We start from the raw sequence: 20,893 nt of genomic DNA on the forward strand, positions 1-20,893 counted from the left end.
CAGATTGATAGAGGCATTCTGGGGATTGATTCCATTTATCGTGTAGGACTTTAAGCATGAATCGAATAGTTATGGCAAAAAATGATCTGTAATTATACGTCTTGAATCGTTTTTCGTTTCATGCTTTGGATCAATTTATCTGCTCATTTAGAACCGTATGTTTCAAATGAGTTTTGGTTTACCTATTTCAATAAAAATGAATTTTTCCTCACGAGCGCTGTCTACCGGAACAAGTAAACTGCCCAGGAGGTATTGTTAAGTGAAGAATCGCTATGCTATAGCACTCAGTGTCTGGCTTATATTGCTCTCAACTCAGGCAATCAATGCTGACGAGGGCGCCATAACGCCAGATAAAAACCACATCAGTTATCTCCGGCAATACATGGCTACCAACCGTTTCTTTGATCGTCTGACACGAAATGCATCTGACTCACAAAGGCCTATTGAGGAACAGATCAAAGCGGAAAGAAAAGTAGCAAAACAACAATTTTCATGGGTTATTAGAGAGTATCCTCTATACGCTACATTGCCGTACGCTGCGTACTATGCGGGCGCTTTCACGATAGGCGGGGCTGTCTATAGCTATAGAGAGGCAATCTATAAATATTTGGCTGCCTCCTCAGAGCTCGCGACAATAGCATTTGGTTCGGGTATTTATATTTCGGCATGGTTTTACATTCTACCGGCTATCCCACTAGGCCAGCTCATCTACTACGCTGCTTTTGCTCCGGATTTGGCGGAAGAAAACCTGATTCTCACTTATGGCTCGAAGAAAAATCTACTGAATAAAAGCACTCAGCACTACATTGAGGATGAGCTGTTTTATAGTTTCTGGAGAAGTCCGAGCAGTGACGCTCTAGCGCGTTTACAAAAAATTCTTGATAAAGCATTAAGGCTTCCGTTCTATTCCAAAGAATTGGTTTACGATGAGCAAGCAATCGACTCCGAATTACAAAATTACCCGGAGCACTTGAGAAAGCGTTTAAAACGGTTTGCACGTTCTGAGTTGATTTATCAACAAACAGATTCCTCTATAAACGACAGTCATTACCCTGTTTATTTTCAGGGTGTTCCTGGTACAGGTAAAACCCATGCAGCTAAAAAGCTGGCAGAGGCCATGGGAACCAACCTGGCTATTGTCTCCCTTGATGGTGCCACTATTGATGATATCACCGGCACCTCGTTTGAGAATGCTGACGCCAAAGCCGGGCGTATTGTGGATGCACTGATTTCCAGAACAGACTCCAGTCAGGATATTAATCATGATAATCAAATTTTACTGATCGATGAGTTTGACCGTTTGTTCCTCTCTGACAACCCAAAAGCAAAAGAAATTTTGCCATTTTTTCAAAAATTGCTGGATCCAGCTGATCGCTCTTTTTATAGCCCATACTTGAAGACCAGAATAAAACTGCCAGACACCATTATTCTTGCCGGCAATCATGATATCCACGCGCTGAGCCAAGACAAGCTTGTTCTGGAGGCTATCGTGTCGAGACTGGATATGATTGAGTTTGCGGGTTTCAGCCCAGCTGCCAAAAGAGCCATTGCGCAGGAAACGCTGATTCCCAATAAAGAAAAGCGGTATCAGTCGGCAGGAAAGCTTTTTGAAAACTTCACACTCCCAAGTCAGGGGTATGAAATGATCGACAGTTTTATTGAAACCGATCAGGATGTCGGCCTTCGATCTTTAGAGAAACGTGTTTCAGAAGTGTTTGAGTATTTTGCTAATGGTGTCGGTATTTAACGTGCAGCATTAAAGCGAACGATCTGAAATAATTCTGATCGTTCGCTTTTCTATCACTTAATGGTTCACCACCAATGGGCAGTGATAAGCAGGGTGATCAGACACACTGACTTCGATCTCAAACACCTGACCAATAGTCTCTGGCGTTAACACCTGATGAGGTGTGCCTTCCGCAGCCAGTTTGCCGTTTTTCAGAATAACAATACGATCTGAATAACGAGCAGCCAGATTAAGGTCGTGCATAATCACCATCACACCAATGCCTTGATCTGCTTCCTGCCGTGCCATCTTCAGTGTTAATTGCTGATGCGCCGGATCCAAAGCAGAAGTCGGTTCATCAAGGAGCAGATACCGCTTACCCTGAGGTGACTCATCCCATATTTGAGCAAGCACGCGAGCCATATGCACCCGCTGACGTTCACCACCAGACAGCGTTGTGTAACTGCGATCTTTAAGATAGAACGCATCCACCTTTTCCAGGGCCTGACGGGCAATCATCAGATTCTCTTCTCGATGGCTGGAACAGGGTATACGACCAAGTAGCACGACTTCTTCCACCGTAAATGGAAACGACAACGAAGACGACTGAGGAAGAACACCCAGCATCAGAGCTTGTTGCTCTAAAGGCCAATCACCACGACCATTCAACAGTACGTCACCGGTTGTAGGCTCTCGCTCGCCGCTGATCACCTTCATCAACGTACTTTTACCAGCACCATTTGGCCCGAGAATTGAAACAACCTCACCAGGCTTAATGACCAGGTTAATATCATCAAGCAGTTTGCGATTGTCTATCTGAACAGAAACATGTCTGACTTCAAGAGTGCTACTGTCTTCTACTCTATCCATCTCAGGCAATCCTCTTACGCTGCTGCCACAACAGGGACAGGAAGAATGGTGCACCCATCAGTGCCGTCACAATACCAATTGGTAATTCGGCAGGCGCAACAACGGTTCTGGCCACCATATCTGCGCCTAGTAGTAGTATTCCGCCTAACATGGCAGAAGCAGGTAATAAAATTCGGTGATCCGGCCCTACCGCAAGACGTATCAAATGAGGAACAACGAGACCAACAAAGCCAATAATACCGCTGACAGACACCGATACACCCACCGCCAATGCGGTCAGGAAAATCAGTGTGAGCTTAATCTTCTGAACATTAATACCCAGATGCCGGGCTTCCGACTCACCAAGCAATAAAGCATTCAGAACCTGACCGTAACGAATCAAAATCAGCATGACAGGAATCAGGAACGTGGCACAGATCATCACCAGCTCCCAGGTCGCTCCACCGAGGCTACCCATTTGCCAGAAGGTCAGATTACGCAGCATGGTGTCGTCGGCAATGTAATTCAGCATACCCATGCCGGCACCCGCCAACGCATTGATGGCAACACCAGCCAATAACATCGTCGCGACAGAAGTGCCATTACTGCCTGAGCCCATTTTATAAACGAGCCATGTCGTCAGAACACCGCCACCAAAAGCCAACACAGAAATACTGTAACTCTGAATTAACGACGGTGCATCGGCAAACAACATGCCGCCCAAAACAATGGCAACACCAGCACCCAAAGCAGCACCACTGGAAACACCGATAATACTTGGGTCAGCAAGTGGGTTACGAAACAAGCCCTGCATGGAGGCACCAGCAACAGCAAGCGCACCACCGACGATAACGCCAAGTAATGTTCGTGGTAGACGAATAGACTCCACAATCAATGCAGACTGATTGCTGACATCACTGTGAATCAAGCCCAAACGATCAAAAAGAATGGTCAGAATATCTCCTGCCGGAATGGGAACAGCTCCCACTCCAATAGACACAATCACCATGACTGGCAGCAGGATTGCCAGCCCGGTTAACAGCAGTGCCCCTTGATGACTACGGCGCATTAGAGGATGTCTTATCCTTTTCAGTTAATTTGAAGATTATTGTCGTCTTCTGGAGCATAAAAAGTTTTCGCCAGTGACAAAGCAACGTCACCGGTTCTTGGCCCAAGACCACCCAGAAGCAGGTTGCCATCAATCGCCACTACACGTCCATTCTTGCCTGCCGGTGTTTGCTTGAGAATGGGCATCTGCTCCATCAGTTTTTCTGGCGTCATATTCGGGTTACTTCTGGAGCCGGGAAAGACAATCACTTCCGGAGCCAATAACAGCAAGGCTTCGTTGGAAAGGCCTTTGTAACCTTTGAACTGTTCCGCCGCCGGATTATAACCACCGGACAGATCGATCAACGCATTGGCTGCAGAGCCACTGCCTGCAACGGTCGGCGCTCGACCGCCCATAGCCAGAACAAACAGCACAGGTACTTTTTCACCATGCTCTGCTTCGTAATTAGCGGCAAGTGCCTGAGCTTCTCCTAAAGATGCATCGATCTCATCCCAGAGTTTTTCACCCTGTTCTTCTTTGCCAAGGATTTCTGCCAGCGTCGTAATCTGTTGTTCAATGCTTTCAGCACTGTGTTCAAGAGGAATCGCTTCCACATCAACACCCGCACTCTTCAACTGAGACAGCGTTGAAGGTGGTCCCATATCACTGGTACCAATCAACATACTGGGTTCAAGCGCCAGAATACCCTCAGCAGACAACTGTTTGTGATAACCCAGCCTTGGTAGTTTATTGACCTCAGCAGGCCAGGTACTGGTTTGATCAACGGCAACCACCTGATCACCGGCACCCAGTGCATAGATAATCTCTGTCACACCGTTGCCGGCAGAAATAATGCGCTGTGTGTCGTGTGTTTCTGCCGCAACGGCAGCACTTGCAGATAGCCCAATCAAAGTAGACAGAATCAGCGGTTTCATCGTTGTTTTCATCAGTTACCCTTTTTGGTTTCCTGTTCCATCAGTACTTGCGCAGCTTCAATTTTGTGCTGGCTCAAAAACATCATGAGCTCCACCAGATTGCCCAGCGGGGCGTCTTTATCCCCCGCAATCAACACCGTTGTGTCAGGCTCTTGCTGAACCTTTGTTAACAAGGCAGTGGCAAACACTTCCCAATCACTGAACTTCTGATCTTCCAGTGCCCAAGGCTCACCTTCAGCCAGAATACTTACGGTTACCGTCTTCGGCACACTGGTCACCGAGGCTTCCTGCTGAGTGGCCTGAGGCAAATCCACCGGCAGGCTGAGCGTCTGCACATTGGCAGTGAACAGCAAAAACACCATGACGATAAAAACCACATCCAGCAATGGCGTCAGATCCGCCATAGACAGCGAAGCGCTGGTTTCATCAATGTCGCTGATCTGAATCATGCCGCTACTGCCCCAGCATCCATCATGTTTGTATCTGGTGTTGAGGAACATCCGTTATTCACTGAATGCTTTTTTACGCTGTTGACTGCCGATGATTCTGTTGCGCTGGTTGTTGCCATACCATCGTCGTTCATGGTCACGCCTTCCAACAGAAGATTGATATGGTTCAGCGCAAACTCCAGCTTGGCAAGGTAATGGTTCGCCCAAACTCCAAATCCGTGGGCAGCAGCCAGAGCGGGTATCGCAATGATCAAACCATACGCAGTAGTAAACATTGCCTGCCACAAGCCAGCAGCGAGCACATCCGGTGTTACTGGCCCGGCAATGGCAGCGATATCCTGAAACATATCAATCATGCCTAAAACAGTACCCAACAGCCCAAGCATCGGCGCAAGAGTTCCGATCAGCATCAGAGGCTTCAGCCAGGCATTCAAACTGCGTTTTTGTTTCAAGAGCCAGAGGCCGGCGACTTCTTCACGCATCGCTTTATTACCGCCACTGTGGCTGAGCAAAACCGCAATGCCCTGACGGATACCTTTGCCTTTGCACATACTCTGACAAAGCGCACTTTTACTGTCGTTTTTGCCACAACCACAGCATTGACGAACATCGTTAAAGATCTCCGTCAGTCCTTTTCGATTCAAAGAGGGCAACATAGCGTACGTCACCAGACGTTCAAGAATCATCGCCAGCCCAAGACAGGAGGTGATCAACAATGGCCAGGCCATCACTCCCAGAGAGGTAAAATTTTCTGTCAACATGGCGTTACTCGCTTAATCTTCTATAAAATCTGTAAAAACCAATCAACTAATTTCGAAAGCAACGGGAATATGAACCCGCGACTTAACAAACTGGCTATTTCTCTGTTCAGGCTTAAACGACCACCGTTTCACCGCATCAATGGCCGCCTTATCGAGCACCGGATAACCCGATGACTCTAAAATATCGATCGTCAGTGGCGCGCCGCGCTCATCAACCACAACATCCAACATCACTACGCCTTGCTGATTACGGCGTTGCGCCAACTTCGGATAGCGTGGTTCCACCCAGTTTTGAATCGCAGGTTCACTTACCATGACCGGCTCATCGCTCAACCCCGGAGCGATACTTTCTTTGGTGACCGTGCGTTCCATGGCTGGCTCTACGGGTTTCTGTTCTTTCTCTACTGGTTTTGGTTTTTCAGCTACTTCGGGTTTTGGCTCTGGCTTTTTCTTTAGCGGTTCTTTTTTCTTTACTCTCTTTTTTAAGAGTGGCTTGGCTTTAGGCTGAGGCTTTTGTGCTACCTCAATTTCTGGCTCAGGCTGCACTTCGTCTTTCACAGCAGATTCCTCAACCTTTGGTTGAGTAACCGTCGAAAAGCTCAGAGAGACCGGCGCCTGAATAGACCCCATTTGGATAATTCTGGGTTCAGATGCCTCATTATCCAAAGCGATCACCGCAGCTACGTGAGCAGCAATGGAAACCAGCAATGTAACTAGGAGTTTTTTAGGCATAACCCGGATCGTCTATAAATGACTCAATTTTCAGCATCGTAGAGTACTCTATGTGCTGACCACCTTCAATAACCTAAATGATAATAATTCGCATTATTTGTGCAAATTAGTAATATCCGATAATTAGTTGATCTAAAGCACTATTTGAGCCGTACTGATCACCATGCAGAGGCGCTTATTCGTAATTTATGGAGGGCGAAATGGCATTAAAAAGAGCCGAGATCACACTCCCCGTGACACTGTTTTACGACGGAAGCTGTCCGATTTGTATGCGTGAGATCAACCATCTTTCCGGTATGAACCGCAAGCAGCTGCTGAAGCTGGTTGATATCAAGGGGGAAGGCTTTCAGGAAAATTATCCAGAGTTTGATCCAGAAGAGCTGGATCGCTTTATTCACGCAAAACTTGCCGATGGTCGTGTAGTGAAAGGCATTGATGCGACACTTGCCGCCTGGGAAGCGGTTGGGATGGGTGTTTTTATTGCGCCCTTACGCTGGCCAGGTGTCGCCTGTGTAGCCGACCTTGGGTATCGGGCATTTGCTCGAAACCGTCATGGCCTCTCACGAATGCTTGGACCGCTGCTTGGCAAGAATGAATGTAACCATAAATAATCGCCCTTCCCCGATAAGGGTGTCGCAAAACTCCAGAAACCTAGCTCCCATGCTTCGAAGGTTTCGCGACAACCTCCCGATACTTCTGTAAGCGACTTTTCTTTGACTTAACTCCAATAACTCTAAAGCCCAACGGCAAGAAGCTCTTAGTTATTTCTATCCATCCATTAGATAGAAATATAAATGATAACGATTTGCATTAAGAATAATTACTGATTAGTATTGCGTTCGCTAACAATGCTGACTGTGCAATATCGCAATCAGGCAACACAAGAAAAATAGAGTCACAGGGTCGTAACCCCCTCAAGAACAACACCAACACCGGTACAGACAACAATGACGTTTTCGAAGAACAAGCTGGCGCTTGCGGTTATGGCCGCGACTTTTTCATTCTCTTCAGCTCAAAGTGCTGTAGCAGCTAATATTAAAGAAGAGCCTGCCTTACTGAAACAGGTTACGGTAACTGCAACACGATTTGAAAAAGATTACTCGGAAGTGTCGCAAAAAATTGAAGTCATCGCTCAGGAAGAAATCGAGCAGCAGCAAGCAGCCTCCGTTCCAGAACTTCTCGATTTCCTTCCAAATGTCACTGTATCCGGTGGCCCGCGAGCAAGCGCCCAAAGCGTGAACATTCGTGGACTGGAAGGCATCCGGGTATTGCAAGTGGTTGATGGTGCACGTCAAAACTTTTCAAATGGCCATCGTGGCACTTATTTTACTGACCCGGAACTTCTTAAATCAATTGAGGTTATCAAAGGGCCATCAAGTAGCCTCTGGGGTTCAGGCGCTATCGGCGGTGTTGTTCTACAAAACACTAAAGACGCTTCAGACCTCCTTGAAGACGGACAAAGCTTTGGTGGCTATATTTCTCAGGGATATCACACAAATAATAGCCGCTCTCTTACCAGTGGTTCATTCTTCGGTGTTCAGGATAACGTAGACTGGTTAGTTAACGGCTATTACAACGATGGAGAAAATTACGAACTCGGGAATGGAAAAGACCTTGAAAACAGTGGTTCAAGAGAACAAGGAGGCTTGACCAAACTGGGCTGGGATCTTGATAGTGATAACCGATTCGAATTTAAAGCTCAGCATGGCAGTTACAACGGATTTGTTCCCAGCAACCCAACAACAAATGCAGGCACCAGTTCCCCCCTTATTGAAAGAGATTCAGAAAGCACCAATCTTTCTGCATCCTGGTTACTCAACCCTGAAAGCGAACTGATTGACGCAAGACTCCAACTCTTCCACAACTACACCAAGTTCGAAGAAGATCGTGTTTCCCAAGGACAAAAAGATAACACTCGTTATAAGACCAATGGTTTAGCACTCACCAATCTATCCGTGGTCAATGACATTGAGCTCACTTATGGTATTGATGCTTACCAGAATGAAATCACCACGAAACGAGACACTTCTGGCGCTGCTGATAACTCACGCCCCGAGTCACTGGATGGTAAATCCATTACATTCGGTTCATTTGTCCAGGGAAGCGCCCATTTAACACAGGAGTGGGTACTTCAAGCCGGGCTCAGATACGACAGTTTCACTGCAGAAGATAATCGCTCAGGATCTAATGTTGCCGACAAAAAACAAGACGACCATGCCTTATCACCATCGATTGGTTTAATTTGGTCAGCTAACGACTGGTTAACTCTAACCGCAAGCTATAATGAAGCATTCCGAGTCCCCGGTATGGAAGAGATGTTCTCTACAGGCACCCACTTTTCCATGGGCCCCATGTTTAAAAACGTATTTGTGCCAAACCCTGACCTGAAACCGGAAACAGCACAGAACAAAGAATTATCTGCCCGAATGGAGTTTGCAGATATCCTTGGAGAAGACGAGCTTCGAGTGAATGCCAGCGTCTTTCAAAATGACATAGATAATTTTATTAACCAATACACTTATGACCCTGAATTTCCATTTGGCCCTGGCATGGCGTTTGACAGCAAAACCAGCTGGAAGAATGTGGACGATGCAGAGCTGAAGGGTTTTGAAATTGCAGGTCAGTATCGTATTCAGAATATTGAAGCAGGCCTATCCTATGGTCAAACCCGTGGCAAAGATAAAAGCACCGGCGAAGATTTAGGAAGCATTCCTGCTGACAAAATCGTTGCTGATCTTGCTTACCTAGCGTTCCAGGGCGACTTAAAGTTTGGCACACGCTACACCCATGTTGACGACCAAAACCGGGTTGATCCTTCTGAAACGGTTACTGAATACCCCGGATATAATCTTGTCGACTTCTACGCCACTTATGAACCGTCCACTGGTAGTTTAAAAGGCCTGAAGGCTGACTTTCTTATAAAGAACGCTGAAGACAAATACTATAGAGCTGCCTGGCAACAACTGCACCAAGCTGGTCGTAGCTATCGTATGAACTTGCGCTATTCGTTCTAAATCTAATATAACCTTGTTGATCTCAGTCCCGCGGCCTGAGGTTGTCGAAAAACTCCAATCAACTCGTTCCCATGCTCCAGCGTGGGAATGCATACCCCAAACATCAGGATTGCCGGCTCCCACGCAATACCCAAAGGACATAAAAGCATGGGAGTCAGAGTTGGAGGCTTTTGTTCTGGTTCCCATGCTCTGCGTGGGAACGAGGTTTCTGGAGTTTTGCGACAACCTCGGAGCATGGGAACGAGATGTTTGGAGTTTTGCGACAACCTCGGTCTCCGTGGGACTCATCCGAAGAATGATTCTCGCCTGCTTACGCATCTGGATGCTAAAAGTAACAATTCACTTCCTTTCAAACTCCGTACCGCCTGCCAGAAGAGCTTCCAGTCTTGATCTACGTCAAAGACCTATGAATGTAAGTGCAATCCCGCCGCAATATTCAAATGATAACGATTTACATTTACCTTATAAAAAAACTATTATCGTGTTGATTATTATTCTCATTACTTATTAGTAAGTTTGAGATGCCAAGAAGTAGGCAGTCATGGTCGACTGTCAGAGTGCAACATTTGTGGCTGCTAAGCCCTACACTGGTACAGTTTGAAATAATGAAGTTTTCAAAAAATTCTCTGGCGCTGGCTGTGATGGCAGCCACCGTGTCTCTTGTTCAAACCTCTGCCGTTCTGGCGGAAACCTCTGCAGAAGATTCTCCAAAAAAATATCAGCCAACTCTGATGAATCAGGTGACTGTGACTGCAACCCGCTCAGAAAAACAGCTTAAAGATGTAGCAGGTACGGTAACCGTTATTGATAGTGAGCAGATGGAAAAGGAGATGGTTCAGAATATTAAGGACCTTGTTCGTTATGAGCCGGGGGTTCAGGTTGGAGAAGGTTTTCGAGGTGGTCAGGATGGCTTCACGATTCGTGGCATGTCCGGCAACCGTGTCAAAATTACTGTTGATGGCGTTGATCAGGCACAGGCATTTTCAGTAGGCACTGGCTCTGAATTTATGAGCAGCCAACAAAACTTTGTTGACGTGGAAACACTGAAGGCCGTTGAAATTGTAAAAGGACCCGCCTCCAGCCTTTATGGTAGTGACGCTATTGGAGGGATGGTTGCGTTCCAAACAAAAGATCCTGCGGACTTATTAAACGCCAAAGGTGATGATACCTCCGCGTCTATAAAAGCAGGATATGCCAGTGTAAACGAGGGCTTCACTGAAACGATTGCTATCGCCAATCGTACCGGGGATCTGGAAACGATGACTATTTATACTCGTCGTGATTCTAAAGAAACTGATACCCATAGTGGCGACAATATTGTTGGAAGTGCACGTGGTCAGGCAAATCCCTCTGACACTGGGCTAAACAACCTTCTCACTAAAGCTCAGTATCAAGTCAATGATTCAAACCGTATTGGTCTCACCGGTGAATTTTATGAGTCCGAGTCTGACGTCGAATTAAAGACTGCGGGTATTGTTGGTGATGATACTACCGGTAAAGATAAGGTCACACGTTACCGAGTTGGTTTCGATCATCAGTGGTCTGCAGGTCTCACCGCTTTTGATACTCTTGACTGGCAAGTCGATCTCCAAAATAGTAAAACTCGGATGAAGACCTTTCAGCCTTCGACTGATAAGTTTCGCATCAAGGACTACGCATACGAAGAGCAAAGCGCACTTCTTGGTGCCCAGTTGAATAAGGCAATATCAGTTGGTGGACTAGAGCACAGCCTAGTTTATGGCTTTAATTACAACCACACTAAAGTAAGCAATGACAGTGTTGAATACGAATTCAAACCAAATCAACCATACAAGATAACGCTTAAAGATTACATCCCTGAAACAACAGTAACCAAGCTAGGCCTATTTGTTCAAGACGATGTTCAAATCAATCAGCAACTGAGTATCACTGCTGGCATCCGTTACGATGAGTTTGATTTTAATCCTGAATCAAAAGCCAGCAACCCATCTGAACAAATCAATGACAGCTCAGATAGTAAGGTTACCGGTCGGCTTGGAACAGTTTACAAATTTACAGACGGTCTTTCTGCATTTGCTCAATTTAGTCAGGGCTTCAAAGCACCGGGCTACCTGGATATGTACTATACATACAGCAACACCTCACAGGCACTCTTGGCAAACCCAAATTTAAAGCCTGAAGAAAGTAACTCTTACGAGGTTGGCTTGAGGGGTGAAAATGCTATCGGCGGTTTTGAACTGACCAGTTTCTACACCAAGTACAAGAACTTTATTGATCAAGAACAAGTGGGGATGGATGGTGCTGTCGAAGTCTTTCAAAAACTAAACATCGGCGAAGCCACTATTAAGGGTATCGAATTAAAAAGTGAGATTTGGCTGGATCAGGCCATTAATGCTCCCGAAGGCACCACCCTGCGGAGTTCTCTTGCTTGGACCGAAGGCAAAAATGAAACCACTGGAGATTATCTGAATAGTGTGGCGCCACTAACTGCAGTAATTGGGTTAGGTTATGATGATGCCTCTGACACTTGGGGTGGCGAACTGATATGGACTTTGGTTAAAGGCAAGAGCGATTCAAAAGTCACCAATATTGCCCCGAGTGCTTTCGCACCTGATGGTAAAGAGCAGTTTAATCCCTCCGGATACGGCATGGTAGATTTAACCAGCTATTACAAGCCATCAGAAGATTTGATTCTACGTGCTGGTTTGTTCAATCTGTCAGATAAAAAATACTGGAATTTGATGGATGTTGATGGGCGAGATAGCAATTATTCAGGCCTCGATCGCTACGCCCAACCCGGTCGTAATGTCGCAGTCAATATGACTTACACATTCTAAGCCACGACCAAAATGGTTTCCTATGAACAACTCATGGGAAACCATTCAACTTCAAAACACATACTGAATAGCATCCACCTCAACCCGCGGTGCTCTATCCACCGGGTTATCCACTTCACCACGTATTTGCACTGGCGATTTCAGCATCACACCCTGTTCAGGCATCACACCATCCTCAATCACAATTTTGATATCACCGGTTTCACCTCGAAACAGGTAAATGCGATCTTTGATTTGCTGGATGATTTCACCGGAAATTTTCACCAGTTCTTCATCTTCAGAATGGCGAAGAACCTCTTCAACGCTGTATTTCTGATAGGAAGGCTGGCTAGAGAAGTAAGAGAGCCTCTCAATCTCTGGGTTATCTGCACTTTCCTGAGAACAAGCACCGGTCATCACGCCTGTCAGCAGGATAGGGAGTAAATATCCTTTTTTCATCGTATATGTCTCTGTGGGTCCATTACCACTTATCGACGCCAGACGGGATATCTGACCGGAATCCATTCGCAGGTTGGGAATATACCCAAAGGATTTCATGTTGCTACGCGGCGGCAATCGAGTGCAGCCAACAAAGTAGCAACTTGAAAGGCGACGGGTATAACAGGCTCTCTTATTGGTTATCTGTGTAGCCGAGTAAGCAATATAGTTACTCTTCATCCTTTTATCAAAAGATGACGTTTGGAAAGATTTCAAAATGCTATTGAAACTCTTTCTCTTTACTGGCCAGTTGGCACATAGCCTGCTGGTGACACTGTGGATTATGAGAACAGTAAAACAGCGTGAAATACTGAGTATTCGCTGTGTTCAGCGGTATCATCAAGCATGACAGTTCATCAGGCAGCTGCGCCAGCCCGCATATTTCACACACGCCAAACTGCATGCAGTTATAAGTCCTTTCCATCATTATTGTCTCAATTTTAAGCTCCGCTGAATCAGGATAGTCAAAGCCAGTAGATTTCTCTTTATTCCGCTACTAGCGCAGGGTTTGCACTTATTTCTATAACAGAGCTTTTTCATATACTGCGCGCCACTCTTTTTCTTTGATGTAACCTAATGAATTGTAAGCCGTTCATCCCTGTCATTTTGGCTTCAGCCCTTAGTGGCTGCATTACCTTTCCCACCGAAGAATCCAAAGAAATCAGTGTTATCTGGGATGAAACCCAGCGAATTCAGCACTGCACGCTAAAAGGTACGGTCTTTGGTTCTGAAGGGCATTTTTATGATCACTTTCTGCACAGCGACAAAGATATGATTTGGGGCACCATCAACCAGATGAGCATAAAAGCGGCAGCGTTGGGTGCTGATACTCTCTATTTATACCGGCCTTTTCAGTTTGTTGGCTCAGTCACTATGATGGCCAACGCCTATGACTGTACAAGCTCTGCATCCAAATCAGGGTTAGAAAAGCCAGTAAATCCATGATTATCTCCATCAGATGAAGACAGCTCCAATTTTTAAGCCATACTGTCGAATCTAAGTGGTATGGCTAATAAAATAGTATGTTCAGTAAAAAATACCTCTGGGCGCTTTGCCTGCTTGCGCCCCTACTGACGGCCTTCAGCCAATCTTATGCTGATGCCTTATCCTGGCAGGAGTTGGAGACCTTGAGCCCACTCCCGCCATCCCGCTCAGATGAAACCCACAAATCCTATTTGGATCACCGAGAGAAGCTGAGGGCTCAAGGTTTACCCCCTGAATTTGCAGTCTTACGCAATATTTTTGGGATGACAGAAGCCCAAGTCCTGCTCTGTATCGAGCATGGTTGCCCCAATCGTTACGAACTCACTCAAAATAATTATGGCTATTGGCTGGAAGAAGGGGTTTATCAGGTGCTTATGTTCAGTACGGATTCTGAGTGGGATGATAACGTGCTGCGGAGCAAATCTAAGGAGCTGCTACGCCAGCACTTTCCCGAACTGTTTGAAGAGCCAGGTTTTGAGTGGATTATTTATATCAACCCACCCTCTCACCGTTCGGTTAAAGGGTTGGCTCATGCACATATATTCTTGCGAGATAGACTGACTAAACCCTCCAGAGTACCGGCTATGATCGAACGGCTTCCCTGCAGGAAAAGGCCGATCAATTAGACTCCAACATCCAACGAACCACCTCTGCAGCATGAATTGCCGTTGTATCAAACAGTGGCGTCGCAACATGTTCCTGCTGCACTAACAAGCCAATCTCAGTGCAACCAAGGATGATTGCCTTAGCGCCCTGCTCTGTCAGATTATGGATGATATCGATGTAAGCCTGTCTTGATGCATCCTGAATAGAACCAAGACAGAGTTCGTTATAGATGATGTCGTGAACGACTGTTCTCTGCAGGTCATCTGGAATAAGTACATCCAATGCGTATTTTTCAACCAGCCGACCTTTGTAGAAATCCTGCTCCATGGTGAATGCCGTTCCCATCAATCCGACTTTGGAAACGCCAGCCTTTACCAATGCCTGAGCCGTAGCATCAGCAATGTGCAACAGGGGAATGGATAATGCCTGTTCAACGACAGGTGCCACTTTGTGCATGGTATTGGTGCAAATCATGACGCCGTCGGCACCCGCCAGCTCCAGGCTTCGAGCGGCATTTGCCAGAACCTGCCCAGCCTGATCCCATTTTCCCTGATGCTGTAATTGTTCGATTTCGGCAAAATCAACACTGTGCAGTAGGATTTTACCGGAGTGAAGGCCACCCAATGCTTCTTTGATGCCTTCATTAATCAGCCGGTAATAGTGGGCGGTCGACTCCCAACTCATTCCACCCAGCATGCCGATGGTTTTCATACTTATTTAGTCTCAGGTTTCAAAATGCCAGAAACAATCATGTATTGAGCCAGGTAATAGGTCACCATGATCATCAGCGAAGCATAAGGCAACGGATAGAGAAACTTATTGATGGCAATCAAGCTATCCGAAATCGCAAAGGTCGAAGCCCCAAGAAACAACCACTGCCAAGGGCGCTGACAAAACGCGGCACCCAAAACCATGGCACTGATCGCCAACAGATAAGCTGTAACTGGAATCATCAACTCGCCACTGGCGGGTAAAATAAACCAGGCTAAAACAGCAACGACTGGAATATACAACACGGCCAACCACCAGCGCTGTCGGTTGTTAAAGGCCGTTCTCTGCCAGAACAACACCGCGTACGTTACTTGAGCAATCAGAAAACTCCCGAGACCCGGCACAAAGAAATCTCCGGCTACGCCATCCAATGCAAGAAAGATGTCGCCACCCGCGGAGAAAATAATCGCAATCACCATGCCGATTCGCAGTTTTCCAGCGAGCATTGACCAGACAGGAACAAGGAGTAAGAGAATGGGCGCCGCTTTTGAAACGACGGCCAGTGCCGACGGCATCGCATTCATAAATACCAGATAGATAAGCGACAGTAGCCAGAAAGCAAGTGTGAATCTTTTAGACATGAGTGTGGTTGTTCTTATTGTTAGTGTGGGGAAATTATGCAGAGATTGACGTTTAATACCAAGCCATAAATACACTGGAATCGTGATATTTATGGCTTAGGAAGGAAACTAAAGAGAGAATTGCTCAGTCTCTTCGAACTCACCGTCAAATAAGCCGTACTGAATAAAACCTTTGCCGGTTTTCGCCGCTTCTGGCAGAGGCATTTCCCAATGCTCACCGGCATATATACGATTACCATCACTCAAATCAGTGCAGCTTTCAGGCTTTTTGCTGGTGCAGTATTTGCCATTACGGAGCACGACATTGATGTTACCGCTGTTGGTAAACGTCATCTTTCCGCCCGCCACTTTGGCAGAGACTTTATATTTCGGATTCTCAGGTCGCACAAAAACCAACGCCTGATAAGCCACCAGCAGTTTGATGGCTGTTTGCTTGGCTTCCAATTCACCAACCACGGGGCGGAAAGTCACACGGTAAACCAACTCTTTCTCTTTTGGGGTTTCAAGGCTGACCAAACGTACGGTCTTTCTGCCATTGGGAGAAATCACCGCTTTGCCCGGAGTTGCCAGCAGCTTTATTTCGGTTGGATCGGTGACCCGCACTCGCTCTTCTTTTTCCGTGCCCGGATTCACCACTTTATAGACTTCCGTCTGCAGGTAGAGATTTTCTTTGTCGGGGTTGGTGACAATAATATCCTGCCGTGGCAGTTGATCAGGCTTAAAGTAGACGATCATGCGATCCAGCGACATGGTCGCCATGGCCTGGGAGCTGATAACCAGCATTGCCATCAGGCTTATCAAACTGGCGATCTTATTTCTCAGCATTAGATTCAATTCCGGTGAGTTGTTGTTATACAACAAAGTACAGACTTTCCATTATTTTATGGGTTATGAAAATAAACTCAAACGGCGATTGAATTAAAGAGGGATAAAAAAGCAAGGCTCCACTATTTCCAGGAGCCTTGGAGCAGTTATTCCGCTTGAATCACCAGTACTGCGGGTTGTGTAGAACCCCGAAATTCATCAGAAGGGATGGCAACCAGTTGCCGACTGCTTTCACGACAATTTCTTTCTACGCCAATGGGGTTCGAAGGCTGCCTTGTAATCGGCAAGCGACCATCGGTGTCTTGCACGGTTAAACCAACACCCTCTGCACCATCCGACACAAGACTGAAATGATTCATTCCCCTGGCTGCCACACAAAGCGACACTGGCTTACTAAACCGGAGGGTATCGGTGGGAATGATCTGATGGTCACCCTGTTCATCCATCACCGATTGCCCAATCCTCGCCTGCGCGGAAGGATGAACCACCAAAGTAATGGAAAATGAACCGGTGGACGTGTTTCCCAATGTGCCTTGAGTGGCCGCATGAGAACCTGTCAAAGAGATGGCGGTGAACACACCAGCCAGAAGCAAAGCGCCAAATCCCTGGCGAATTTTACGAGTCCGTTCCATGTTATTACTGCCTTACTGCAACATGATACGTTCAGTATAGGCAGCAACAGGAAAGCGCCATTTCCTTACGTCCTGAAAGGCTCCCTTATATCAGTCCGTCACCATCAAGCCATTAAAGGCTCTTCTTCTGAAGCACTTTCTTCCTGAGCAGATTCCAGACCAAGCTCTTTTATTTTTCGAGTTAACGTATTCCGTCCCCAGCCCAGAAGCTCGGCAGCGTCTTTCTTTCTACCACCGGTATGGGCAAGGGCTGCTTCAATAACGATGGTTTCAAAAATCGGAACCGCCTGATCCAGAATACTTGAGTGACCCGCGGTCAGCTCACGATCACACCATTGCCGCAATAACTGCTGCCAGTTGCCGTAACCGGCAAAGGCCCCGTCATTGTCGGCCTGGTCCATCAGCTCTGGTGGAAGATCAGAAATTAATACCTCTCGACCGGACGCCATAACAGTCAGCCAGCGGCATGTGTTCTCAAGCTGTCGGACGTTTCCGGGCCAATCCAGTGCGCTGATATAGGTCGCAGTTTCTGGATTCAGGATTTTGGGCTCAACCTCCAACTCCTTGCCTGCTTTGTCCAAAAAGAATCGGGCAAGCCTTGGAATATCTTCCTGACGATCTCGCAGCCTTGGAAGGTGAACTCGTATGACATTCAATCGATGAAAAAGGTCTTCACGGAATTTACCCTCTTCCACCAGCTTTTCCAGGTTTTGGTGTGTAGCAGCAATAATACGAACATCGGCTTTTACTGGCGTGTGTCCGCCCACTCGATAGAACTCACCATCTGCCAACACTCTGAGCAATCGCGTTTGGGTATCTGCTGGCATATCGCCAATTTCATCAAGGAACAGTGTGCCACCGCCTGCTTGTTCAAACCGTCCGCGCCGCAAACCGCCTGCACCGGTGAAGGCACCTTTTTCATGCCCGAACAGTTCTGATTCAATCAAATCCCGTGGAATCGCGGCCATATTCAAAGCAATAAATGAGCGTTCGGCTCTAGGGCTATGACGATGCAGAGCCTTGGCAACCAACTCTTTACCAGTGCCCGATTCACCATTGATCAATACGGTAATATTGGAATGCGACAGTCGTCCGATAGCTCGAAAGACTTCCTGCATCGCCGGCGCTTCACCAATGATTTCTGTGGATTCAACCACTTCCTGCACCGGTGCATCCGCCAGCTGTTGCTGTCTATGCTCTTGACCACGTTTAACCAACGCTACTGCTTCATCGATATCGAAGGGTTTTGGTAAGTATTCAAATGCACCGCTTTGATAAGAGGAAACGGCGCTGTCCAAATCGGAGTGCGCAGTCATGATGATCACGGGAATATCCGGCTTTTTCTCATGCACTGCTTTCAGCAGATCCAACCCATTCATGCCCGGCATACGAACATCACTGATAATCACCTCAGGCTCATCACGCTCCAGCGCGGTCAGTACTTTTTCAGGAGCATCAAAAGCCTGGGTTTCAATACCTGCTGAACTCAGAGCTCTTTCCAGAACCCAGCGTATTGCCTGATCATCATCCACAATCCAGACTTTTGAATTCATATTCATACTCACCCCTCACTCCTGTGATGTTCACTGACACCTGCTGTCGATACGGAATCATTCGTCAGCGGTAAATAGACGTTAAAAATGGTTTCGCCGGGTTTGCTTTCGCACTCGATCAGCCCCTGATGCAGACTGATAATTGACTGAGCCATAGGCAAACCAAGCCCAGTACCTTCAGCACGGCCACTGATCATGGGGTAGAAGATATTTTCAATCAGCGCTGGCGGAATACCGGGGCCGTTATCAATAATCGACAGATGACAAACTAACCGACGACGCTGGTTGCCAATGGTGAATTGTCGTGCAATTCGTGTGCGCAGCGTGATCTGACCTTCAGAGAGCGGCATAACCTGCTCAACGGCCTGCATGGCATTACGAACCAGATTTAAAACCGCTTGAATCAGTCGCTCAAAATCACCGGGGAACTCTGGAATACTGGGGTCATAATCCCGCTTCAATTTAAGTTCACCACCGGTTTCTGCATTGATGATCTGAATAACCCGTTCAAGCACTTCCAGAATATTCACGTCATCCATTTTGGGTGGCTGAAGCGGCCCTAACATCTGATCCACAAGATCACGGAGGCGATCGACTTCCTGAATAATAATTTCTGTGAATTCTTTAAGACCGGGGTCGGATAGTTCACGATCCAACAGTTGCGCAGCACCACGAATACCACCCAATGGATTCTTCACTTCATGGGCCATGCCACGCACCAGTATTCTCGACGTTTCCTGCCGGGCTACCAGAGATTCTTCCCGGGTGATGCGCTGCATGCGGTCACGATGATTGATTTCCAGCAACAACCGGGCTTTACCGTGATCGATGGGCGAAATACTGTAATCAACCAGGGCTATTTCACCATTAATGCTGACCTCCGTTTCCCGTCGGGTAAAGAGTTCCCCCTGAGTCAGGCTTCTGTCCAGATCTACCTTAAAGTGTTCTTCCGCGACAATAGACGTCACTGGTTGACTCAGTAACCGTTTTAAACTGGTATCCAAAAGGGCTTCAGCAGCAAGGTTCAGGGTGATCACTTTGAACTCATCATCCAGCAACATCACTGCCGTGGTCAGATTGTCCAGAATAACGCTTTGAGTTGTTCCCGACTCCGGAACAGCCTCAACAAAAGAGTCAGATAGTGAATTCTTCATGGTGTCATTTTGTATTTCCGGTTGCCCTGTTTTTAAGTAGTTAACCACATGAAATCATATTTTCTGACTAAGTTGACAGTCACTCTGCGGCGTTACAACTCCGGTCACATAGCTACGGCTATGCTCCCTTCGTTGTGCCTTGCATAGTAACCGTCCACTCAGCCAGAAATATTCGATTCCATATGGCCAACTACTTAAGACAGTTATTTTTAGAGCACGATCTTGAGTAACGTTTTCTTTAACCTGCAAAAATCAAACCAGAGTTTTAAAAATTGTTGCTCCGTGTATTGCCAAGGGTTAGACGTAAAACAGCAAATACGTGCGCACCATAATGGTGCACCATATGAGAAGGGATCGCCATCTCTGTTTTCGAGACAGCGATATCAACAGCAAGAAATGAGTTAACTGGAGAGTTTGGGTTTTATGACGGTGGGGGCGGAGGTGCAATAGCGCGGTGCACAAAAACAGTGCTTTTCGCAGATTTGATCACTTTACTGTTTTCATCCAGAATTTCAGCGGTCAGTACCTGACTGCCTCTTTCCACATTACTGGCAGTAAAGCTCAGCTGCCCGGAAGATTCACCAACTCGCTTGCCATTTAACAAAAGGCGGATGCGGTGACCCGGCTGAATCCCGGGCGCCAAAGCAATACGAACGTTAAAGCTATCTTGATTTTGAATGGTTGCCCCCGGAGTCGGCTCAACTATCTCTAACTTCTTATAACTGACTATCTTCTGCTCTTCTGGTTTAGGTTTCGATATGTTTAGGCCAGATTGAGGCGATGGTATGGGCGTTAGCGGTTTAAGCTTCACTTCTTCAGAAGGTTTTCCTGCAGGTGCACTGTCCGAAAATACAACATTACCCTCCTCATCAACGGTCTTATAGATGGCTGCAGAGACAGAACTCGCAAAAAGAGTACAGGACATAGCAGCAAGCAATATGCTGGAGAAAAGCCGAACCCTGTTCTTTATCATAAGCCTG

The 20,893-nt window shown here is 46.8% G+C and carries 21 protein-coding genes; 6 read left to right on the forward strand and 15 right to left on the reverse strand.

Features of this window, described 5'->3' with window-relative positions:
- The first annotated feature begins 259 nt into the window (after positions 1-259).
- Positions 260-1,747 carry an AAA family ATPase gene (locus tag AKL11_RS04295; protein WP_067515415.1) on the forward strand — a complete coding sequence of 496 codons (1,488 nt, stop codon included), beginning with the start codon at positions 260-262 and terminating at the stop codon, positions 1,745-1,747.
- A 57-nt stretch (positions 1,748-1,804) separates the two neighbouring features.
- Here the strand turns inward: AKL11_RS04295 and AKL11_RS04300 are convergent, their stop codons facing one another.
- From AKL11_RS04300 to AKL11_RS04325, 6 genes are read right to left on the reverse strand one after another with little or no spacing between them, the layout of a single operon-like run.
- Positions 1,805-2,596 (reverse strand): heme ABC transporter ATP-binding protein, encoded by a 792-nt coding sequence (locus AKL11_RS04300; protein ID WP_067515416.1) that lies wholly within the window; start codon positions 2,594-2,596, stop codon positions 1,805-1,807.
- Between the two features lies 1 nt (position 2,597).
- A complete protein-coding gene (locus AKL11_RS04305; RefSeq protein ID WP_067515417.1) occupies positions 2,598-3,644 on the reverse strand; it encodes a FecCD family ABC transporter permease in 1,047 nt (348 codons plus the stop codon).
- Positions 3,645-3,664: 20 nt separating this feature from the next.
- Positions 3,665-4,570: a heme/hemin ABC transporter substrate-binding protein gene (locus tag AKL11_RS04310; RefSeq protein ID WP_067515418.1), complete on the reverse strand. Its 906-nt coding sequence runs from the start codon at positions 4,568-4,570 to the stop codon at positions 3,665-3,667.
- On the reverse strand, positions 4,570-5,007 hold the full coding sequence (locus tag AKL11_RS04315) for an ExbD/TolR family protein (RefSeq protein WP_067515419.1): 438 nt from the start codon (positions 5,005-5,007) through the stop codon (positions 4,570-4,572). The genes AKL11_RS04310 and AKL11_RS04315 overlap by 1 nt, the downstream gene beginning before the upstream one ends.
- Positions 5,004-5,768 carry a MotA/TolQ/ExbB proton channel family protein gene (locus AKL11_RS04320; protein WP_067515420.1) on the reverse strand — a complete coding sequence of 255 codons (765 nt, stop codon included), beginning with the start codon at positions 5,766-5,768 and terminating at the stop codon, positions 5,004-5,006. Before AKL11_RS04320 ends, AKL11_RS04315 begins: the two co-directional genes overlap by 4 nt.
- Before the next feature lie 42 nt (positions 5,769-5,810).
- Entirely contained in the window at positions 5,811-6,500 is a 690-nt protein-coding gene (locus AKL11_RS04325; RefSeq protein WP_067515421.1) for an energy transducer TonB, read from the reverse strand.
- A 200-nt stretch (positions 6,501-6,700) separates the two neighbouring features.
- Here AKL11_RS04325 and AKL11_RS04330 point away from each other — a divergent pair, with 200 nt between their 5' ends.
- From AKL11_RS04330 to AKL11_RS04340, 3 genes are all read left to right on the forward strand, one after another.
- Positions 6,701-7,111, forward strand: a complete 411-nt coding sequence (locus AKL11_RS04330) for a thiol-disulfide oxidoreductase DCC family protein (protein WP_067515946.1) — start codon at positions 6,701-6,703, stop codon at positions 7,109-7,111.
- A gap of 336 nt (positions 7,112-7,447) precedes the next feature.
- Positions 7,448-9,514 carry a TonB-dependent hemoglobin/transferrin/lactoferrin family receptor gene (locus AKL11_RS04335; RefSeq protein ID WP_095210171.1) on the forward strand — a complete coding sequence of 689 codons (2,067 nt, stop codon included), beginning with the start codon at positions 7,448-7,450 and terminating at the stop codon, positions 9,512-9,514.
- Between the two features lie 731 nt (positions 9,515-10,245).
- Positions 10,246-12,330, forward strand: coding sequence for a TonB-dependent hemoglobin/transferrin/lactoferrin family receptor (locus AKL11_RS04340; RefSeq protein WP_157673415.1), 2,085 nt, complete (start codon positions 10,246-10,248; stop codon positions 12,328-12,330).
- A 51-nt stretch (positions 12,331-12,381) separates the two neighbouring features.
- Here AKL11_RS04340 and AKL11_RS24435 read toward each other — a convergent pair whose 3' ends face one another.
- Both AKL11_RS24435 and AKL11_RS04350 read right to left on the reverse strand, forming a co-directional pair.
- Complete coding sequence (locus AKL11_RS24435) at positions 12,382-12,987, reverse strand: NirD/YgiW/YdeI family stress tolerance protein (RefSeq protein WP_095210173.1); 606 nt, start codon at positions 12,985-12,987, stop codon at positions 12,382-12,384.
- A gap of 40 nt (positions 12,988-13,027) precedes the next feature.
- On the reverse strand, positions 13,028-13,234 hold the full coding sequence (locus AKL11_RS04350) for a hypothetical protein (RefSeq protein ID WP_157673416.1): 207 nt from the start codon (positions 13,232-13,234) through the stop codon (positions 13,028-13,030).
- 149 nt (positions 13,235-13,383) lie between these two features.
- Here AKL11_RS04350 and AKL11_RS04355 point away from each other — a divergent pair, with 149 nt between their 5' ends.
- Positions 13,384-13,752, forward strand: a complete 369-nt coding sequence (locus AKL11_RS04355) for a DUF4156 domain-containing protein (protein WP_067515425.1) — start codon at positions 13,384-13,386, stop codon at positions 13,750-13,752.
- A 77-nt stretch (positions 13,753-13,829) separates the two neighbouring features.
- On the forward strand, positions 13,830-14,417 hold the full coding sequence (locus tag AKL11_RS04360) for a DUF3605 domain-containing protein (RefSeq protein WP_067515426.1): 588 nt from the start codon (positions 13,830-13,832) through the stop codon (positions 14,415-14,417).
- Here the strand turns inward: AKL11_RS04360 and AKL11_RS04365 are convergent.
- The 7 genes from AKL11_RS04365 to AKL11_RS04395 all read right to left on the reverse strand — a co-directional run bounded on the left by AKL11_RS04365 (position 14,410) and on the right by AKL11_RS04395 (position 20,838).
- Positions 14,410-15,108 carry an aspartate/glutamate racemase family protein gene (locus tag AKL11_RS04365; RefSeq protein WP_067515427.1) on the reverse strand — a complete coding sequence of 233 codons (699 nt, stop codon included), beginning with the start codon at positions 15,106-15,108 and terminating at the stop codon, positions 14,410-14,412. The two genes, AKL11_RS04360 and AKL11_RS04365, sit on opposite strands and share 8 nt — an antisense overlap.
- A gap of 2 nt (positions 15,109-15,110) precedes the next feature.
- Positions 15,111-15,749, reverse strand: a complete 639-nt coding sequence (locus tag AKL11_RS04370; RefSeq protein ID WP_067515428.1) for a lysoplasmalogenase — start codon at positions 15,747-15,749, stop codon at positions 15,111-15,113.
- A gap of 108 nt (positions 15,750-15,857) precedes the next feature.
- Positions 15,858-16,574, reverse strand: coding sequence for a fimbrial biogenesis chaperone (locus tag AKL11_RS04375; protein WP_095210174.1), 717 nt, complete (start codon positions 16,572-16,574; stop codon positions 15,858-15,860).
- A gap of 146 nt (positions 16,575-16,720) precedes the next feature.
- A complete protein-coding gene (locus AKL11_RS04380) occupies positions 16,721-17,206 on the reverse strand; it encodes a hypothetical protein (RefSeq protein WP_067515430.1) in 486 nt (161 codons plus the stop codon).
- A 104-nt stretch (positions 17,207-17,310) separates the two neighbouring features.
- On the reverse strand, positions 17,311-18,765 hold the full coding sequence (gene glnG / locus AKL11_RS04385; RefSeq protein ID WP_067515431.1) for a nitrogen regulation protein NR(I): 1,455 nt from the start codon (positions 18,763-18,765) through the stop codon (positions 17,311-17,313).
- Between the two features lie 2 nt (positions 18,766-18,767).
- Positions 18,768-19,961 (reverse strand): nitrogen regulation protein NR(II), encoded by a 1,194-nt coding sequence (gene glnL, locus AKL11_RS04390; protein ID WP_301335647.1) that lies wholly within the window; start codon positions 19,959-19,961, stop codon positions 18,768-18,770.
- Positions 19,962-20,334: 373 nt separating this feature from the next.
- Positions 20,335-20,838 (reverse strand): DUF4124 domain-containing protein, encoded by a 504-nt coding sequence (locus AKL11_RS04395; protein ID WP_067515432.1) that lies wholly within the window; start codon positions 20,836-20,838, stop codon positions 20,335-20,337.
- Between the last annotated feature and the right edge of the window lie 55 nt (positions 20,839-20,893).

This window comes from Endozoicomonas ascidiicola (assembly GCF_001646945.1).
In the GTDB taxonomy this organism is placed as follows: domain Bacteria; phylum Pseudomonadota; class Gammaproteobacteria; order Pseudomonadales; family Endozoicomonadaceae; genus Endozoicomonas; species Endozoicomonas ascidiicola.

What these genes read in the sequence shown, in the direction of transcription:
- AKL11_RS04300 (WP_067515416.1), bottom strand. Translation starts at nt 2,596, where the DNA reads ATGGATAGAGTAGAAGACAGTAGCACTCTTGAAGTCAGACATGTTTCT.
- AKL11_RS04305 (WP_067515417.1), bottom strand. Translation starts at nt 3,644, where the DNA reads ATGCGCCGTAGTCATCAAGGGGCACTGCTGTTAACCGGGCTGGCAATC.
- AKL11_RS04310 (WP_067515418.1), bottom strand. Translation starts at nt 4,570, where the DNA reads ATGAAAACAACGATGAAACCGCTGATTCTGTCTACTTTGATTGGGCTA.
- AKL11_RS04315 (WP_067515419.1), bottom strand. Translation starts at nt 5,007, where the DNA reads ATGATTCAGATCAGCGACATTGATGAAACCAGCGCTTCGCTGTCTATG.
- AKL11_RS04320 (WP_067515420.1), bottom strand. Translation starts at nt 5,768, where the DNA reads ATGTTGACAGAAAATTTTACCTCTCTGGGAGTGATGGCCTGGCCATTG.
- AKL11_RS04325 (WP_067515421.1), bottom strand. Translation starts at nt 6,500, where the DNA reads ATGCCTAAAAAACTCCTAGTTACATTGCTGGTTTCCATTGCTGCTCAC.
- AKL11_RS04330 (WP_067515946.1), top strand. Translation starts at nt 6,701, where the DNA reads ATGGCATTAAAAAGAGCCGAGATCACACTCCCCGTGACACTGTTTTAC.
- AKL11_RS04335 (WP_095210171.1), top strand. Translation starts at nt 7,448, where the DNA reads ATGACGTTTTCGAAGAACAAGCTGGCGCTTGCGGTTATGGCCGCGACT.
- AKL11_RS04340 (WP_157673415.1), top strand. Translation starts at nt 10,246, where the DNA reads ATGAATCAGGTGACTGTGACTGCAACCCGCTCAGAAAAACAGCTTAAA.
- AKL11_RS24435 (WP_095210173.1), bottom strand. Translation starts at nt 12,987, where the DNA reads ATGAAGAGTAACTATATTGCTTACTCGGCTACACAGATAACCAATAAG.
- AKL11_RS04350 (WP_157673416.1), bottom strand. Translation starts at nt 13,234, where the DNA reads ATGATGGAAAGGACTTATAACTGCATGCAGTTTGGCGTGTGTGAAATA.
- AKL11_RS04355 (WP_067515425.1), top strand. Translation starts at nt 13,384, where the DNA reads ATGAATTGTAAGCCGTTCATCCCTGTCATTTTGGCTTCAGCCCTTAGT.
- AKL11_RS04360 (WP_067515426.1), top strand. Translation starts at nt 13,830, where the DNA reads ATGTTCAGTAAAAAATACCTCTGGGCGCTTTGCCTGCTTGCGCCCCTA.
- AKL11_RS04365 (WP_067515427.1), bottom strand. Translation starts at nt 15,108, where the DNA reads ATGAAAACCATCGGCATGCTGGGTGGAATGAGTTGGGAGTCGACCGCC.
- AKL11_RS04370 (WP_067515428.1), bottom strand. Translation starts at nt 15,749, where the DNA reads ATGTCTAAAAGATTCACACTTGCTTTCTGGCTACTGTCGCTTATCTAT.
- AKL11_RS04375 (WP_095210174.1), bottom strand. Translation starts at nt 16,574, where the DNA reads ATGCTGAGAAATAAGATCGCCAGTTTGATAAGCCTGATGGCAATGCTG.
- AKL11_RS04380 (WP_067515430.1), bottom strand. Translation starts at nt 17,206, where the DNA reads ATGGAACGGACTCGTAAAATTCGCCAGGGATTTGGCGCTTTGCTTCTG.
- glnG (WP_067515431.1), bottom strand. Translation starts at nt 18,765, where the DNA reads ATGAATATGAATTCAAAAGTCTGGATTGTGGATGATGATCAGGCAATA.
- AKL11_RS04395 (WP_067515432.1), bottom strand. Translation starts at nt 20,838, where the DNA reads ATGTCCTGTACTCTTTTTGCGAGTTCTGTCTCTGCAGCCATCTATAAG.